This is a genomic window from Nonomuraea sp. NPDC050310, assembly GCF_040655795.1.
Lineage (GTDB): Bacteria > Actinomycetota > Actinomycetes > Streptosporangiales > Streptosporangiaceae > Nonomuraea.
Window position 1 is genome coordinate 172,883 of the sequence record NZ_JBFAKP010000005.1, and the last position, 16,146, is coordinate 189,028.

Genomic DNA, 16,146 nt, shown 5'->3' on the forward strand with positions numbered 1-16,146 from the left:
GTAGGTGTCGCCGGGAGCGCCAAGGCACTCCTGAAGGGCAACACCTATGCATTCTCAGCAGGAGCCCACGCCGAGCGGTGTGGAGCGGGAGCTGGACAGGTTCGATGTGGTCGTCGTGGGCTGCGGGCCCACCGGGGCGATGCTGGCCGCCGAACTGCGGCTGCACGAGGTGCGCGTACTCGTGCTGGAGAAAGAGACCAGGCCCACGTCGTTCGTTCGCATCGTTGGGCTGCACGTGCGCAGCCTCGAGTTGATGGCGATGCGCGGGTTGCTGGAACGCGTGCTGCCGCATGGGCGGCGGCGGCCGGCGGCGGGGTTCTTCGCCGCGATCCCCAAGGCGGCGCCCAAGGGGCTGGATTCGGCGTACGCCTACTTGCTGGGCATTCCGCAACCGGTGATCGAGCGGCTGCTGGAGGAGCGCGCGGTCGAGCTCGGGGCGGATGTGCGGCGCGGGAGCGCGGTCGTGGGGATCGAGCAGGACGGCGAGGGGGTGACCGTCGAGCTCGCGGACGGGGAGCGGGTGCGGGCGCGGTATGTCGTCGGGTGCGACGGCGCGCGCAGTACGGTGCGGAAGCTGCTCGGGGTCGGGTTTCCCGGGGAGCCGGCACGGGCGGAGACGCTGATGGGGGAGATGGAGGTCGGGGTGCCGCCGGAGGAGGTCGCCGCCAGGGTGGCGGAGATCGGCGGGGCGCAGCAGCGCTCCTGGCTCCGGCCGTTCGGCGAGGGGGTCTACAGCGTCCTGGTCCCTGCGGCCGGGGTCAGTGATCGTGCGGAGGCGCCGACGCTCGATGACTTCCGGCAGCAGTTGCGCGCGATCTTCGGGACGGACTTCGGGGTGCATTCCCCGCACTGGCTGTCGCGGTTCGGGGATGCCACGCGGCTGGCCGAACGGTATCGGGCCGGGCGGGTGCTGCTGGCCGGGGATGCCGCGCACATCCATCCGCCCATCGGCGGGCAGGGGCTCAACCTGGGCATCCAGGATGCGGTCAACCTCGGCTGGAAGCTGGCCGCGCAGGTGCGGGGCTGGGCACCGGAAGGCCTGCTGGACACCTACGAGGCCGAGCGGCGGCCGGTGGCCGCGGATGTGCTGGACAACACCAGGGCGCAGACGGAGCTGCTGTCTCCCGAGCCGGGGCCGCAGGCTGTACGCAGGCTGCTCACCGAGCTGATGGACTTCGACGAGGTGAACCGGCACCTGACCGAGAAGATCACCGCGACCGGCATCCGATACGACTTCGGCGCGGGGCCCGACCTGGTCGGCCGCCGCCTGCCCGATCTGGCAACGAAGCAGGGCGATCTGTACGGGCTGCTGCATCGCGGGCGGGGGCTGCTGCTGGACCGCACGGAACGGCTGGACGTCGGCGACTGGGCCGACCGGGTCGACTGCCTTGCGGATCCGGCGGCGGAGATGGACGTCCCGGCCGTTCTGCTCCGGCCGGACGGGCATGTGGCCTGGGTGGGCGACGATCAGCGGGAGCTGGACGATCAGCTCGCCCGCTGGTTCGGCTGACGGGCCGAGCCAGACGGGAGGGCATCAGCTCGGGGTGCGCTGGGCGGCAGGCCGTACAGCGCACCCCGAGCGGTTCTACGGCTCGCGGCGGGACAGGGCCCGGTCGAGCAGGACGGCCGGTACCACCGCGGCCGCCAGGGCGGCGCCGATCCAGGTGACGGACGTGATGCCTGCGCCGGCGGTCAGGGCGGCGGCGGCGAGGGCCGGGACGAGGCTGATGCCGAGCTGGAACGCCGAGACGGTGGTCGCCCCGGCGAGGGTGGGCGCCGCGGCGGCGATGGTGAAGACCCGGCCGTAAAGGGCGGGGTTCAGGACGAACGCGGCGACCCCGAGCAACAGGACCAGGGGGACGACGGCCAGCGCGTGCCGGCCCAGCAGCGCCAGCAGGATCGACACGGCCGCGATCCCGAAAGCCCCGGCCAGCAGCGCGAAGGTGGGCCGCCGGTCGGCGATCCGGCCGCCGACGGACACGCCGGCGAAGGCCCCGACGCCGAAGAGCGCGAGGACGGCGGGGATCCACACGCCGGGAAGGCGGGTGAGGTCGGTCAGGAAAGACGCCAGGTAGTTGAACGTGATCATGTAGGCGGCCGTGCTCAGGATGGTGACGCCGTAGATCACCCAAAGCTGGGGCCGCCGCATCGTCCGCAGCTCGCGGCGCACGCTCGGCTCGGTGTCCGCCCGGGTCGCCGGCACCGCGATCAGGCTCAGGACGGTCCCCGCCACGGTCAGGACGACCACTCCCCAGAACCCGCCACGCCAGCCGGTGAAGTAGCTGAGCATCGCCCCCGCCGGTCCGCCGGCGACCATCGCCAGGCTGAGCCCGCTCACCACGACCCCCGAGGCCCGGGCGGTGCGGTCGGGCGTGACCAGGCTGATCGCGATGACCGCCGCGACCGCCCAGTACCCGGCGTAGGCCAGCCCGCTGACGAACCGGGTGGCCAGCAGCACGGCGTAGCTGTCGGTCAGCAGGCCGATCGCCACCGAGGCGGCGAAGACGACCTGCGTGGCCACCAACGTGGTACGGCGAGGCCAGCGCAACGTCAGGATGGCGAAGGGCGGTCCGCCGACGACCACCCCGGCGGCGAAGGCCGAGATCAGCGCCCCGGCCGTCGACAGGCTGATCCGGAAGTCGCCGGCGATCTCCGGCAGCACCCCGGCCAGCAGGAACTCCGCGCTGCCCATCGCGAACAGGCTGAAGGCCAGGATGTAGACGCCGACCGGCAACCTCCCGCCCGAAACCGCAGCCTGCTGAGGGGCGGTCTCGACGCTCATCGGCCCTCACCCGTTCCCATCATCATGATCACGTCCTGCGTCTTCAGTGTCGTCTCGCTCATCGCGATCACCTCCGCCGCAGACGATGCGCCCTCCGTCCCGGAGGAGGCAATTCTTGTTGCCGTTTCTGGGAACGGTGCGGTGAAATGGCGGCGTGGACGACCTTTCCGCCATCACGGCCGCGCTCGCCGAAGTCGGGCCGCGCCTCAAGCGGCTGCGCATCCAGCGGGACGTGACGCTGGCCGAGCTCGCCGCGGCCACCGGCATCTCCAAGAGCACGCTGTCGCGGCTGGAGTCCGGCCAGCGCCGTCCCAGCCTGGAGCTGCTGCTGCCCATCTCGCAGGCGCATCAGGTGCCGCTGGACGAGCTGGTGGGCGCGCCCGAGGTCGGCGACCCCCGCATCCGGCTGACCGCGAGGAAGGTGAACGGCAACACCGTGCTGCCGCTGACCCGCCAGCCGGGCCCGATCCAGACGTACAAGATGGTCATCCCGGCGCGGCGGACGGAGCCCGAGCTGTGCACGCACGAGGGCTATGAGTGGCTCTACGTGCTCTCGGGAAAGTTGCGGCTGCTGCTCGCCGACCATGACCTGGTGCTGGGGCCGGGGGAGGCCGCCGAGTTCGACACCAAGCTGCCGCACTGGTTCGGCAGCACCGGCGAGGGGCCGGTGGAGATCCTCAGCCTCTTCGGCCGCCAGGGGGAACGCATCCACGTCCGCGCCCGCCCGCGTTCGTCGAAGAAATGACCCGAGGGTAGAGTTCCTGGCCGCGTGAAAACGCGCCGCTCCGCCGCCGGGCGGTTCCCTCCTCGCCCAAGGACGTCGTCTTGCTGTTGCCCGTCACCCGTCCGGCCTGGCTCTCGCCGAAGGTCGCCCGTACCGAGCTCCTGTCCGGCCTGGTGGTCGCGCTCGCCCTCATCCCCGAGGCGATCTCGTTCTCGGTCATCGCCGGTGTCGACCCCAGCGTCGGCTTGTTCGCCTCCTTCACCATGGCCGTGGTCATCGCCGTCGTGGGCGGCCGGCCCGCGATGATCTCGGCGGCCACCGGCGCGGTCGCCCTCGTGGTCGCCCCGCTGGTCCGTGAGCACGGGCTGTCCTACCTGATCGCCGCGGTCATCGTGGGCGGCCTCATCCAGATCGCCCTCGGCGCGCTCGGGGTGGCCAGGTTGATGCGGTTCGTGCCGCGCTCGGTGATGGTCGGCTTCGTCAACGCCCTCGCGATCCTGATCTTCATGGCGCAGGTGCCCGAACTCACCGGCGTGCCCTGGGCGGTCTACCCGCTGGTCGCCGGCGGCCTGGCGCTCATGGTGTTCTTCCCGCGCCTCACCACCGTGGTGCCGGCCCCGCTGGTCTCCATCGCGATCCTGACCGCGATCACGCTCGGCGCGGGCCTGGCCGTCCCGTCCGTCGGCGACCGTGGCGAGCTGCCCTCGGCACTGCCCGCCTTCGGCCTGCCGGACGTGCCGTTCACGCTGGACACCCTGGCCGTCGTCGCGCCCTACGCCCTGGCCTTGGCGCTGGTCGGGCTCATGGAGTCGCTGATGACCGCCAAGCTGGTGGACGACCTCACCGACACGCACTCGAACAAGACGCGCGAGTCCGTCGGCCAGGGTGTCGCCAACATCGTCACCGGCCTGTTCGGCGGCATGGGCGGCTGCGCGATGATCGGCCAGACGATGATCAACGTGAAGAACGGCGCCCGCACCCGGTTGTCGACGTTCTCCGCCGGCGTCTTCCTGCTGATCCTGTGCCTGGTGTTCGGGCCGTGGGTCTCCCAGATCCCGATGGCCGCCCTGGTCGCGGTGATGATCCTGGTCTCCTTCGCCACCTTCGACTGGCACTCGGTCGCCCCGGCCACGCTCCGGCGGATGCCGTGGGGGGAGACCATCGTGATGGTCACCACCGTCGCCGTCGTGGTCGTCACGCACAACCTGGCCATCGGCGTGGTGGTCGGCTCGGTCACCGCGATGGTGATCTTCGCCCGCCGGGTCGCGCACCTGGCCACGGTCACCGCCGTCCCCGACTCCGACCCTGGCCGGGCCGTCTACGCCGTCACCGGTGAGCTGTTCTTCGCCTCCAGCAACGACCTGGTCTACCAGTTCGACTACGCGGGCGACCCTGACGAGGTCGTCATCGACCTGTCCGACGCCCACATCTGGGACGCCTCCTCGGTGGCCGCCCTGGACGCCGTCACCAGTAAGTACGCCGCCCGCGGCAAGACCGTCACGGTGACCGGCCTCAACGCGCCGAGCGCCGAGCTGCACGACACCCTCGCCGGCCGACTGTCCTGACCGGCCCGCGCCCGGCTCACCGGGCCGAGGCCACGGCCGGGTCGCTCCGCCGTACCTCGGAAGCAGCGTCCGGGCCGGGCCTGCGGCGGAGCGAGAGGACGGCCCCCACGCTGAGGGCCGTGCACAGCCAGGCGAACCAGTCGCCGAAGCGGGCGTACGGGGTCTTGCCGGGGCCGGCGGGGACTGTGGCGGTGGTCAGGACGAAGTCCTCCCGGGTGTTCTCTGTGTCGCCGCCGGCCAGCACGCGGCCGTAGCCGTCCGAGATCATCGGCGTGCCCTTCTGTGCGGCCCAGGCGATCGCGACGCCGCTCTCCACCCCGCGCAGCAGGCCGCTGCGGCTGTGCTGCCAGCCGTTACCGAACTCGTCGGCAGCCGGTACGGCCAGCAGCCCCGCCCCGGCCAGGCCGTAGGAGCGGGCGGGGTCGGCGAAGTTCAGGTCCATGCAGTTGGCCAGCCCGATCGTGCCCCCGGCCGCGTAGACCAGGTCGCGCCCGGCGACCAGCCCCGCGCCGGGCGCGACGTGCCACTTGGTGTAGACCGCGGGCGCCGAGCCGTCGCCGGCGTAGGCGAGCACCTGGTTGTACTTGGCCTCCGGCGTCTTGTGGATCACCCCGACGACGACGGTACGGCCCAGCGTGCCCAGCGCCCGGTCGAGCACGGCCCGGTCGTCCGGGCGGGTGGCGAACGCGGCCTCGGGCAGGACGACGGTCTCGACGGAGGCGGGCAGCGCGGCGATCCGTTCGGCGTAGCCGCGCAGCCGGTTCTGGGCGTCCGGCTCGTCGAGCTGCGGCGCCCACTGGAACCGCCCGGCGACGAGGAGGGCGACCTGCCGCCCGCCGGTCGCCGGTTCGGCCAGCCGTACCAGCCCGAAGCCGACCGCGGCGGCGCAGAGCACCGCGCCCACGGCGATCGCCCGGGGCCGGAGGGAGGCGAGGGCGGCGGGGACCAGCAGGACGAGGTACTCGACCGACCACGACCCGGCCACCGACGCGATCTGGATGACGGCGGGCAGGTCGGCCTGGGTGCCGGCCAGCGGCCACAGGATGCCCACCGGGCTGGTCATCAGGTACAGGTGCCCGAGCGCCACCCAGAGCGCGGGCGCGGCCAGGACGGCGAGCACCGCCCGGCCCCGGACCATCAGCGCGCGGAAGAGCGCGACGACCAGCGCGAACAGCAGCGCCGAGCCCGTCATGATCACCAGGGCGACCGGGAACGGCACGGACGGGGTGTTGAGGTAGAAGTGCAACTGGTTGCCCTGGGCGAGCAGGTAGGCCAGGAAGGCCGCCCCCGCCGCGCTCCACCCGCCCACGCGCGGTGCTACCAGCAGCAACGGCAGGGGAGCCAGCCAGGTCAGCGCGGGCACCGGGGTGAGGCCGGTGCCGAAGAAGAACAGGACGGCCGAGGCCGTCGCGGCTAACGGAAGGCTAAGCCTGGAGACCATCGATGATCCTTCTCGCGGTCCGCTCGCACAGGCGGCGGAAGTCGGGTTCCGGCAGGGCGATGCGGCCGTTCAGGTAGAGCAGGACCAGGCCCTGCGCCGCGGAGGTGAGCGCCATGGTGGCCTCCAGCGGGTCGTCGCGGCGCAGCAGGCCCTCGTCCATCCAGTCGCGCACGGCGGTGAAGATCGGCCCGAAGGTGGGGGAGTCGCCGGTCTGGAAGTCGTCGGGGTAGCGGCGGGCGTCCTCGCGGCGGTCGGTGAGCAGGAAGCGGTAGACGTTCGGCTGGCCGAGGGCGAAGTCCAGGTAGTCGTTCAGCAGGCCGGTCAGCCGCTCGGCCATGGGCTCGTCGCGGCGCTCGCTCCAGGTGCCGGCCGCGGCGGCGAAACCGGCCTCGGCCACCGCGCGCAGCAGCGCCTCCCGGCTCGGGTAGTGCCGGTAGGCGGCCATGGCGCTCACGCCGACGTCCGCGGCCACCCGGCGCATGGTCACGGCCTCCGCGCCCTCGGCGGCGAGGATCGCCAGGGCGGCGGAGGCGATACGTTCGGCGGTCGTCACGTTTACAGCGTATACAGCCGACGTATACGCTGTAAACAATCAGCCGGTTCCGGCCCGGCGGGCGAAGCCCCGGAGCTGCCCTTCGTGCACGTCGCCCACCCACTCCCAGCCGGGCCTGGCCGAGGTGACGCGGGGGTCGCCGAAGGGGCGGCCCTCCCGCAGGGCGAGGACGTACGCCCGGTCCAGCTCGATCCGCTCGCGGAACCGGCCGGCTCCGCAGGGCGACCCGTGGCCGGGGACGACGGCCTCGACCTTGGCCGCCACGCCCTCGAACAGGTCCAGGGCGGCGAGGTAGTCCTCGACCGGGTCCGCGGTGCCGTCCCAGTCGAGGATCGGGACCAGCACGTCGGAGAGCATGTCGCCGGCCACCAGCACCCCGCGCTCCTCGATGAGCAGCGCCGCGTGGCCCGGCGCGTGCGCCCGGTGCTCGATGATCCGGACCTGCGGGCCCTCCCAGGGGAGCCGGGTGGTCCCGGCCGGCAGGGCGGTGATGAGGCCGAGCAGGTCCAGCGGGATGTGCTCGGCGAGGCCGGTCGGTTCCAGGTGGGCGGCTATCTCGGCCTTGGCGTCCGGGGCGGCCAGTTGCTCGCGGATGACGGCCGCGCAGCGGGCCGTGCCGTACCGCGGTGGCGTGCCGAACCGGGGGTGCCAGAGCAGGTGGTCCCAGTCCGGATGCGTGGAGAAGCCCGCCGCGACCGGCCGCCCCGACGCGGCCAGGTCGTCGGCGAGGCAGGCCAGCTCGTGGTCCTGGATCCCGGGATCGACGAGCAGCACGCCGTCCCGGCCGTGCACGACCACGGTGTTGGTCCGCACGAACTCGCTCTCGTGGACCAGCACACCGTCGGCGACCTGGTTCAGCACGGGTGACTCCCTTTCATTTCGCGCCGTAGGCGCGGAGGAAGGCCTGGACGGCTGAGGTAGCCAGTTGGGCGCGCTCGGCGTCGGAGTAGTCGGCCGAGGCGCCACCGCAGAACATGGCCCGGTTGACCGGGATCCACAGCAGCAGGCCCATCAGGTGGTTGGCCGCCAGGTAGGGGTCGTCGGCGTGGAGGAGCCCGCGCTCGGCCAGCCGCTGGAAGCCCGCGCTCAGCGTGGCCAGGACCGGCTCGAAGCCGAGCTCGTACCAGCTCCGGCCCAGGTCGGGGAAGCGGTCCGCCTCGGCGATGATCAGGCGCCGCAGCCGCAGGACGTCCGGTTCGAGGAGCCGGTCGAGGAAGGCGCGGGTCAGCCGTCCGAGGTCGCGTTCGAGGTCCTCGGTGTTGTCCAGGGTGGCGGCCACGACCTTGATCACGCCGTCGAGCTCGCCCGCCGTACTGATCACCAGGTGGGCGAAGAGCTGCTCCTTGTCGGTGAACTGCTTGTACACCGTCTGCTTGGAGACCGACGCGAGCGAGGCCACCTCGTCCATGCTCGCGCCCACATAGCCATTGCGCAGGAAGACCGAGCGGGCGGCCTCCACGATCTGTGCGCGCTTGCGGGCCGACCGGCCCTCTTCAACCTCTGCCATGAAAGAAGAGTACTAGACAGTCCAGTACTGTGACGAGTACTGTACCGTCTAGTTCCGAAACGACGAGTAAGTCAGGTGGATGACATGAGCGAGCTTCAGAAGCAGGTCCAGGGTCTGGCCGACGAGCTGGTGGACTCCGGCGCCGAGCGCGGGATCCAGGTCGCGGTCTACCGCGACGGGCAGCAGGTGGTCGACGTGGTCGCCGGTGTGGCCGACCCCGAGACCGGCCGCCCGGTGACCCCCGACACCCCCTTCTACAACTTCTCCATCGGCAAGGGCGCCACCGCCACGGTCGCGCACGTGCTGGCCGAGCGCGGTCTGTTCGAGTACGGCACGCCGGTGGCAGAGCTGTGGCCCGAGTTCGGCGCGCACGGCAAGGGCGGCGTGACCGTGGCGCACGTCCTGTCGCACACGGCCGGCGTCCCCGGCGTGCCGCTCGACACCACGCCCGAGGACATCTGCACCTGGGACACCATGGTCCACGCGCTGGAGAACGCCGAACTGTGGTGGGAGCCCGGGACCAAGGTGGGCTACCACGCCTACACCTTCGGCTTCCTGGTCGGCGAGATCGTCCGGCGGGTCACCGGCAAGCCGATCTCCCAGGTGCTGCTGGAGGAGGTCTCGGGACCGCTCGGCATCGGTGACGAGCTCTACTTCGGCATGCCCGCCGACCAGCACCACCGCCTGGCCCGGCTGGAGGACGCGCCCATGGACCCGTCGGCGTTCATGGACATGCCGGCCGACCTGCCCATGTTCAAGGCCGGCCCGATGACCCTCATGCCGACCGCCGAACTCGGCAGCCGCACCGACTACCTGCTGTCCGACATCCCCGCCGGTGGCAAGACCTCCGCCCGCGCCATCGCCCGGATGTACGCGGCGCTGCTCGGCGAGGTGGACGGCGTCCGGCTCATCTCCGAGTCCCGCCTGCGCGAGGCCACCTCGGTGGTGTCGAGCGGCATGGACGAGGTCTTCGGCATGCCGACCGCCTGGGGGCTCGGCTTCGCCATCGGCCGCCCGGACGGGATGCCGGGAGCCGGCCAGGGCGTCTTCGGCGTGGGGGGAGCCGGCGGCAGCGCGGCCTACGCCGACACCGCCACCGGCGTGACGGTCGCGATCACCAAGAACCGGCTGACCCACGACTTCGACGTCGTCAAGGCCGTCGGCGACCTGGTGGCCGCCCACTAGACCCCGCTCGGGCTCCCGAAGAGGGAGGGCCGCTCGGGCAGGTCGAGCACGCCCGACAGCGCGAGCAGCCCGACCAACGCCACCCCCGCGACGAGGACCCACGCGAGCGGGTGGCCGAGGTTGAGCGTCCACGAGCCGGACCTGATCCGGGCGTGGACCAGGAACGCCGGGTCGCGGCGGTTGGCGTACACGGCCCCGGCGAGGAACCAGTGGCGATCGTCGTCGCGCTGTACGACACCCGAGTCCTCCTGCTCCTCTCCCGGCAGGGCGGGCAGCCGGTGGCCGGCCTGGCCGACCCGGAACTCCCAGGCGACCCAGACCGCCGCCAGCACGACGAACGGGGCGAAGGCCGCCACCTGCCAGAGCGGGCCAGGACGGACCACCTCCCACTGGAGCAGGGCGGAGACGGCCAGGCTGAGGTTCACCGCCGCCACTGCCAGCAGGGACAGGACGGCGACGCCGCGCAGGTACGCCCGGTAGCGCCGCGCCGATCCGCGAGGCCGGGCGGCGTCGAGGTCGGGCCTGGCCCGCAGCACGGCGAGGGTCGCGAGGAGGCCCACCACGGTGACCGCCACCTGCGCGAGCACCGGCTCGAAGGCGCTCAGCGGGGTCGTGGGCACCCGGGCGGCGCCGCCGTACCCCGGGAAGGCGGGGAGGGTGGCGGGCAGCGAGCCGTACCGGACCCAGCCGAGCCCGGCGGTGAGCAGCAGGACCGCCGCCGCCGGAAGCGCCCAGAGCCACGGCAGGCGCACCGGGTCGGTGCGGAAGCCGGTGTCCACGGTGACGCCCTGCCGCCGCTCGGCGCTCCAGCCGCCGGCCCGCTTGGCGGCCATGATCCGGCGGTGGGCCACGAAGTGGAGAGCAAGACCGGCCGCGACCAGGACGGCCACGACGACGCCCACCGGGACCCAGAACGTGGCCGGCACGGCGAGCACCCCCGCGCCGACGACGCCGCGAGTGTAGAGCCGCCGCGCACCGGCCACGGCGGGGTCGGTCGCGCGCTCGGCGCTCACGCGCACCCCGAACGGCAGGGTGGGCCGGGCGATCGCCGGCAGCGTGACCAGCAGGCAGGTCACCAGGATGACGGTGATCATGAATTCTCCTCGAAGCCGAGCAGCAGCGCCTCGCAGCGCCGCAGCACCTCCCGCCGGTCCAGGCCGTGCACGGTCGCCTCGGCGAGCAGCACGCTCATCCGCGCCTGCCAGTCCTCGGCGAAGGCGTCCTCCGGCGGGCCGCTGTCGGGATCCCGCCGCACGACGGCGCCGCTCTTGCGGTTGATCCGGATGACGCCCTCCTGCCGCAGCAGGTCGTAGGCCTTGTTCACGGTGTGGAAGTTGATGCCGAAATCGCCGGCGAGCTGGCGGGTCGAAGGGAGCGGGTCGCCCTCCTTGGCCTGCCGCCGGGCGATGGCCTGCAGGATCCGGTCGCGGATCTGCTGGTAGATCGGGACCTCGCTGTCGAGGTCGAGCGTGAGCTGCACCCTCCGATTCTATCTGATATACAACTTATAGAACAGATAGAGCTTGGAGAACATGACATGATCCGATTTGCCCCCATCGGCGCGGTGACGGCGTGAACATCGAGGTCCGCGGCCTGACCAAGGCCTACGGAGCGGTGCGAGCCGTCTCCGATCTCAGCTTCGACCTGCCGCCCGCCACCGTGACCGGCTTCCTGGGCCCGAACGGCTCGGGCAAGACCACCACCATGCGGATGATGCTCGGCCTGGTCACCCCGACCGCCGGCACGGCCACCTTCGGCGGCAGGCGCTACGCCGACCTGCGCAACCCCTCGGCCGTCGTCGGCGCCGTCCTGGACAGCGCCGGCTTCCACCCCGCCCACACCGCCCGCGACCACCTGCTCGTCTACGCCCGGATGGCCCGCCACGGCGTCCGGCGCGTGCGGCAGGTCATGCACCTGACCGGCGTCGCCGCCTTCGCCGACCGCGGCACCCGCGCCCTCTCCACCGGCATGCGGCAACGCCTCAGCCTGGCCACCGCCCTGCTCGGCGACCCGCGCGTGCTGCTGCTCGACGAGCCGAGCAACGGCCTCGACCCCGAGGGCATCGCCTGGCTGCGCGGCTTCCTGCGCGACCTGGCCGCCGAAGGCCGCACCGTCCTGGTCTCCAGCCACGTGCTCGGCGAGATCGAGCACCTGGCCGGCCACGTGGTCCTCATCCGCCGGGGCCGCCTGGTCACCACCGGCCCGCTCTCCCTGCTGTACGGCACGGCCGCCGTCCTGGTCCGCACGCCCCAGGCGGACCTGCTGGCGGCCCGCCTGACCGCCACCGGCACCCCCGTGGAGCACGCCGGCCACGACCTCCTGCGCGTCCACGGCCTCAGCGCCCCCGAGGTCGCCGAGACCGCCGCGCACCACGGCGTCGTCCTGCACGAGATCACGCCGGAGCGCCCCTCGCTCGAACAGACCTTCCTGCACCTGACCGGAGACCCCCGATGACCGCCCTGCTCTTCGCCGAATGGACCCGCCTGACCCGCACCCGTCTGTGGTTGTGGGGCCTGCTGGCCGCCGGGGGCACCGGAGCCCTCATCGGGCTGCTCGCGCTCGCCGGCCCCGAGAACTTCGACCCGCCCCTGCCCGCCCTCCACACCGCCCAGGGCACCCACGCCCTGGTGGGCCTGCTCGGCGTCACCGTCTTCGTCCCCGCCCTGCTCGGCAGCGTCGCGGTCGCCTCCGAACACCGGCATCGCACCATCACCACCACGACGCTCTACGCGCCCCGGCGCTGGACCTGGCTGGCCGCCAAGCTGACCGTCTACACGGGGGTGGGGCTGGCCTACGGCCTGCTCGCCACCGCCGTGACGGGCGGCGCGCTGTTCGCGGTCGCCGCCGCCAAGGGCCTCACGCTCGGCCTGCCCGCCGCCGCCGTCGCGGGCATGCTGGGCCGCATCGCCGTGGCGATGGCCGTCTACACCCTGCTCGGCGTGGCCGTGGGCGCGCTCCTGCGCAACCAGGTGGCCGCCCTGGTCGTGGTCGGGGCCTACTTCTACTTCGTCGAGACCCTGCTGATGGTGCTGCCGGGGGTCCGGGAGCTCTACCCCTACCTGCCGGGCGGCGCCACCGCCGCGCTCACCGGCTTCACCTACCTCACCGACGCCGTCGCCACCCAGACCGGCCAGGCCGTCACCCACCTGCTCCCGGCCCCCGTGGGCGCGGCGGTGCTGGTCGCCTACGCCCTGCTCGCCGCGGCTCTGGCCATCGCGGTGCCGCTGCGCCGCGACATCTAGCGCGCGACCCAACGCTGGGCCAACAGCCGGAGGCTAGCGTCCGTCGTCCCCCTCATCGCCTCATCGAAGGAGACGACCGTGATCCGTGGGATCGTCACCGCCACCGCGATCCTCTCCCTCGCCGCCGGCGCTCTGCTCGCCTCCATGCCGCCCGCCGCCTCGGGGATCCCGCGCGACTGCACGGTGGCGGAAGGCTCCGGGCCGTCCGATTCGGGCCGGGCCCGGTGCACGTCGGGCACGGGCCACTTCCGGGCGGTCGCCTACTGCACCTCCAGCCCGACGTTCAGCCGCGGCGGGTACTACTGGGGGCCGTGGAAACGGCCCGGCGAGGCGTGGTCGGTGGTGACCTGTCCCAGCTCCGCGAAGTACGTCGTCGACACCGGCTACGAACTGGCCAACTGGTAGCCGGGCGGTTGGCCCGGGCTGTCAAGGACTCCGCGCCCGGGTTGTCATAATCGCGGGATGGATCTCGGGGTGCTCGGAGCGGTGACGGTGCGGGGCCTGCCCGTCCCGGCGGGCAAGCAGGCGGTCATGCTGGCGTTATTGCTGTGCCACCCCAATCAGCCGGTCCCGGGGGAGGCGCTGGTGCAGGCGGCCTGGCCCGCCGCGCCGCCGTCCCCGAGCACCTTCCGCTGGCACCTGCACCAGCTCCGCGGCCTGGTCGGCGACCGGCTCACCCGTCAGGGCGACGGACACCTGCTGACGGTCCGTGACGGCGAACTGGACGCGGCCCGCTTCGAGACGCTGACCCGGGCCGCCCGCACCGAGCCGCCCGCACGGGCGCTGCCCCTGCTGGAGCGCGGCCTCGCCCTGTGGCGCGGCGAGCCCTTCGGCGGGCTGCGCGATCCCCTGGCCATCCAGAGCGAGGCCGCCCGCCTGGAGGAAGCCCGGCTGCTGGCCGTCGAAGCCCAGGCGCGGGCCCTGCTCGCGCTCGGCCGCGCCGCCGAATGCGCGCTCGCCCTGGCCGCCGTCGCCGAGGCCCACCCCTTCCGCGAGTCCCTGACCGAGCTGTGGCTTCGCGCCCTGGCCGCCTCCGGCCGCCGCAACGAGGCGCTGCGCCGGTTCGAGCAGACCCGCCGCCGCCTGCGGCACGAGCTGGGCGCCGAGCCCTCCGAACCTCTGCGCCGCCTGCACGAGGACCTGCTCCACCGCGACCCCGCGCCGGAGCTGCTGCCCCCGGACGTGCACGCCTTCACCGGTCGCACGGCGGAGCTGACCGTCCTCGACCGGCTCCTGGACCGCACGCCGAGCGTCGCGGTGATCAGCGGCGTCGGCGGCGTCGGCAAGTCCGGTCTGGCCCTGCACTGGGCCCACCGCCGCCGCGACCGCTTCCCCGACGGCCAGCTCTACGCCAACCTGGGCGAACACACCCCGGCCGAAGTGCTCAACCGCTTCCTGGCCGCGCTCGGAGCCGCGGCCATCCCGGTCGAGCAGGACGCCCAGGCCGCCCTCTACCGCCGCATCACCGCGCAGCGCCGCACCCTGGTCATCCTCGACAACGCCACCGGCTCCGCCCAGGTGCAGCCGCTGCTGCCCGCGGGCCCCGGCTGCGCGGCGGTGGTGACCGGCCGCAGCCGGTTCGAGAGCCTGGTGGCCGAGGGCGCCCTGCCGATCCCGCTGGACGTGCTGTCCCGCACCGACGCCGCCCTGCTGATCGGCCGGATCGCCGGGATCGAACCGGCGATGGCCGAGCCGCTGGCCGAGCTGTGCGCCCTGCTGCCCCTGGCGCTGCGCGTCGCCGGCGCCAGGCTGCTGACCCGGCCCGGCGGCCTCGAAGCGCTGACCGCCCGGCTGGCCGGGGAGCTGCGGCTGGACGAGCTGCGCGTCGGCGAGCTGGACGTCCGAGCCAGCCTGGAGGCCGGCTACCACGACCTGCCCGGCGCCGAACGCCTGCTGTTCGAACGCCTGGGCCTGCTCCAGGCGCCCAGCTTCACCGCCTGGACCGCCGCCGCCGTCCTCGACGTGCCGCTCACCCGTGGCGGCGACCTCCTGGAACGCCTGGCCGAGCGGCAACTGCTGCAGCCGGACGGCATCGACTGCGCGGGACAGGAGCGCTACCGCTTCCACGACCTGATCCGCCTGCTCGCCCGCGAACGCGCCGGCACCGGCCCCGACCAGCACGCCGCCGTGGAGCGCTTCCTGCGCTGCCTGCTCACGCTGGCCAAGAAGGCCTACCTGCGGGAGTACCGGGACGCCTTCCGGCTCATGGAGTGCGACAGCCCGCCGTGGGAACCCGCCGGGCACGTGCTGCCGGAGGACCCGATGACGTGGCTGGCGGCCGAGCGCACCACCCTGCTCGCGGCGGTCCGCCAGGCCGCCGACCTCGGCCACACCGGGCTGAGCTGGGGATTGGCCCTGGCCGGTGTCCGGCTGTTCGAGATCCAGGGCAACCTGCTCGACTGGCAGCAGAGCACCGAGGTCGCCCTCCAGGCCTGCCGGGACCACGGCGACGAGCGCGGGGTCGCGGCGATGACGGTGTCGCTGGGGTCGGTGGCGGTCTTCCAGAAGCACTACACCAGGGTGGTGGACCTGCTGGCCGGCGTGCTGCCCGAGCTGGACAACAAGGCGTTCCGCGCGATGGCCACCGGCAACCTCGCCTACGCCGAGCTCGCCCTGGGCCGGACCGAGGACGGGGTGGCCCGGCTGACCGAGGCCGTCTCCATCGCCGAGGGAGCGGGGGACCCGGTCGTGGAGGCGGTCCTGCTCGCCCGCCTGTCGCTGTTCCAGGACGACCCGCGTCCCGCCCTGGACCGGGCGGCGGCCCTGGCGGCGGGCCGGCGGCGGGTGTCGCTGATGGTCCTGCTGTGCGACCTGCGGGCCACGTTGCAGGGCGGCCACCCGGATCAGGCTGAGGCGCTGGCGCAGCGGCTGGTGGGCGAGGTGCGGTGCTACGGCGACCGGATCCTGGAACGTGAGGCGTTGGCCATGCGGGCCGAGTGCCTCAACGCGCTGGGCCGGTTCGAGGAGGAGGCCGAGTGCCTGCGCCTCGCCCACGACCTGGCCCTCGCCCAGCACGCCCAGCCGGCCGCGGACCGCCTCGCCGTACGGCTGGAGGCCTTGAGCGGTCGGATCCGGCGGTAGGGCAGGCCCTACCGCCGAGAGGCCGGGTGACGTCACTGATCTTGACGCTCCGCCCGGCCAGCATGG

The 16,146-nt window shown here is 73.1% G+C and carries 15 protein-coding genes; 8 read left to right on the plus strand and 7 right to left on the minus strand.

Features of this window, described 5'->3' with window-relative positions:
- Positions 1 to 46 precede the first annotated feature (46 nt).
- Positions 47 to 1,510 (plus strand): FAD-dependent monooxygenase, encoded by a 1,464-nt coding sequence (locus AB0I67_RS15860; protein WP_357923599.1) that lies wholly within the window; start codon positions 47 to 49, stop codon positions 1,508 to 1,510.
- 75 nt (positions 1,511 to 1,585) lie between these two features.
- Here the strand turns inward: AB0I67_RS15860 and AB0I67_RS15865 are convergent, their stop codons facing one another.
- Complete coding sequence (locus AB0I67_RS15865) at positions 1,586 to 2,782, minus strand: Cmx/CmrA family chloramphenicol efflux MFS transporter (protein ID WP_357923601.1); 1,197 nt, start codon at positions 2,780 to 2,782, stop codon at positions 1,586 to 1,588.
- A 154-nt stretch (positions 2,783 to 2,936) separates the two neighbouring features.
- Between AB0I67_RS15865 and AB0I67_RS15870 the strand changes: the two genes are divergently transcribed.
- Both AB0I67_RS15870 and AB0I67_RS15875 read left to right on the plus strand, forming a co-directional pair.
- A complete protein-coding gene (locus AB0I67_RS15870; protein ID WP_357923603.1) occupies positions 2,937 to 3,527 on the plus strand; it encodes an XRE family transcriptional regulator in 591 nt (196 codons plus the stop codon).
- 80 nt (positions 3,528 to 3,607) lie between these two features.
- Positions 3,608 to 5,071, plus strand: a complete 1,464-nt coding sequence (locus tag AB0I67_RS15875) for a SulP family inorganic anion transporter (RefSeq protein ID WP_357923605.1) — start codon at positions 3,608 to 3,610, stop codon at positions 5,069 to 5,071.
- Between the two features lie 16 nt (positions 5,072 to 5,087).
- Here the strand turns inward: AB0I67_RS15875 and AB0I67_RS15880 are convergent, their stop codons facing one another.
- Genes AB0I67_RS15880 through AB0I67_RS15895 form a run of 4 tightly spaced genes read right to left on the minus strand, consistent with a single transcriptional unit; the run spans position 5,088 to position 8,572 of the window.
- The gene (locus AB0I67_RS15880; protein ID WP_357923607.1) at positions 5,088 to 6,512 is read right to left on the minus strand and encodes a nitrilase-related carbon-nitrogen hydrolase; all 1,425 of its coding nucleotides are present in this window, start codon (positions 6,510 to 6,512) and stop codon (positions 5,088 to 5,090) included.
- A complete protein-coding gene (locus AB0I67_RS15885; RefSeq protein WP_357923609.1) occupies positions 6,496 to 7,065 on the minus strand; it encodes a TetR/AcrR family transcriptional regulator in 570 nt (189 codons plus the stop codon). Before AB0I67_RS15885 ends, AB0I67_RS15880 begins: the two co-directional genes overlap by 17 nt.
- 39 nt (positions 7,066 to 7,104) lie before the next feature.
- On the minus strand, positions 7,105 to 7,926 hold the full coding sequence (locus AB0I67_RS15890; RefSeq protein WP_357923611.1) for an MBL fold metallo-hydrolase: 822 nt from the start codon (positions 7,924 to 7,926) through the stop codon (positions 7,105 to 7,107).
- Positions 7,927 to 7,939: 13 nt separating this feature from the next.
- Entirely contained in the window at positions 7,940 to 8,572 is a 633-nt protein-coding gene (locus tag AB0I67_RS15895; RefSeq protein WP_357923613.1) for a TetR/AcrR family transcriptional regulator, read from the minus strand.
- A gap of 84 nt (positions 8,573 to 8,656) precedes the next feature.
- Between AB0I67_RS15895 and AB0I67_RS15900 the strand changes: the two genes are divergently transcribed.
- Positions 8,657 to 9,757 (plus strand): serine hydrolase domain-containing protein, encoded by a 1,101-nt coding sequence (locus tag AB0I67_RS15900; RefSeq protein ID WP_357923615.1) that lies wholly within the window; start codon positions 8,657 to 8,659, stop codon positions 9,755 to 9,757.
- Here the strand turns inward: AB0I67_RS15900 and AB0I67_RS15905 are convergent.
- Positions 9,754 to 10,851 (minus strand): hypothetical protein, encoded by a 1,098-nt coding sequence (locus AB0I67_RS15905; RefSeq protein ID WP_357923617.1) that lies wholly within the window; start codon positions 10,849 to 10,851, stop codon positions 9,754 to 9,756. The two genes, AB0I67_RS15900 and AB0I67_RS15905, sit on opposite strands and share 4 nt — an antisense overlap.
- Positions 10,848 to 11,237 (minus strand): GntR family transcriptional regulator, encoded by a 390-nt coding sequence (locus tag AB0I67_RS15910; protein ID WP_357923619.1) that lies wholly within the window; start codon positions 11,235 to 11,237, stop codon positions 10,848 to 10,850. The genes AB0I67_RS15905 and AB0I67_RS15910 overlap by 4 nt, the downstream gene beginning before the upstream one ends.
- A gap of 92 nt (positions 11,238 to 11,329) precedes the next feature.
- On the opposite strand from AB0I67_RS15910, the gene AB0I67_RS15915 reads away from it, so the two are divergent.
- The 4 genes from AB0I67_RS15915 (at position 11,330) to AB0I67_RS15930 (ending at position 16,080) form a co-directional block, all read left to right on the plus strand.
- Complete coding sequence (locus AB0I67_RS15915; protein WP_357923621.1) at positions 11,330 to 12,211, plus strand: ATP-binding cassette domain-containing protein; 882 nt, start codon at positions 11,330 to 11,332, stop codon at positions 12,209 to 12,211.
- Entirely contained in the window at positions 12,208 to 12,999 is a 792-nt protein-coding gene (locus AB0I67_RS15920) for an ABC transporter permease (RefSeq protein WP_357923623.1), read from the plus strand. Before AB0I67_RS15915 ends, AB0I67_RS15920 begins: the two co-directional genes overlap by 4 nt.
- Positions 13,000 to 13,077: 78 nt before the next feature.
- Entirely contained in the window at positions 13,078 to 13,404 is a 327-nt protein-coding gene (locus AB0I67_RS15925; RefSeq protein ID WP_357923625.1) for a hypothetical protein, read from the plus strand.
- Between the two features lie 57 nt (positions 13,405 to 13,461).
- The gene (locus AB0I67_RS15930; RefSeq protein WP_357923627.1) at positions 13,462 to 16,080 is read left to right on the plus strand and encodes an AfsR/SARP family transcriptional regulator; all 2,619 of its coding nucleotides are present in this window, start codon (positions 13,462 to 13,464) and stop codon (positions 16,078 to 16,080) included.
- Positions 16,081 to 16,146: the final 66 nt, after the last annotated feature.

Bases quoted from the DNA above. Each gene is read 5' to 3' on its own strand.
- AB0I67_RS15930 (WP_357923627.1), top strand. From the start codon at position 13,462: ATGGATCTCGGGGTGCTCGGAGCGGTGACGGTGCGGGGCCTGCCCGTC.
- AB0I67_RS15860 (WP_357923599.1), top strand. From the start codon at position 47: ATGCATTCTCAGCAGGAGCCCACGCCGAGCGGTGTGGAGCGGGAGCTG.
- AB0I67_RS15880 (WP_357923607.1), bottom strand. From the start codon at position 6,512: ATGGTCTCCAGGCTTAGCCTTCCGTTAGCCGCGACGGCCTCGGCCGTC.
- AB0I67_RS15900 (WP_357923615.1), top strand. From the start codon at position 8,657: ATGAGCGAGCTTCAGAAGCAGGTCCAGGGTCTGGCCGACGAGCTGGTG.
- AB0I67_RS15895 (WP_357923613.1), bottom strand. From the start codon at position 8,572: ATGGCAGAGGTTGAAGAGGGCCGGTCGGCCCGCAAGCGCGCACAGATC.
- AB0I67_RS15865 (WP_357923601.1), bottom strand. From the start codon at position 2,782: ATGAGCGTCGAGACCGCCCCTCAGCAGGCTGCGGTTTCGGGCGGGAGG.
- AB0I67_RS15905 (WP_357923617.1), bottom strand. From the start codon at position 10,851: ATGATCACCGTCATCCTGGTGACCTGCCTGCTGGTCACGCTGCCGGCG.
- AB0I67_RS15920 (WP_357923623.1), top strand. From the start codon at position 12,208: ATGACCGCCCTGCTCTTCGCCGAATGGACCCGCCTGACCCGCACCCGT.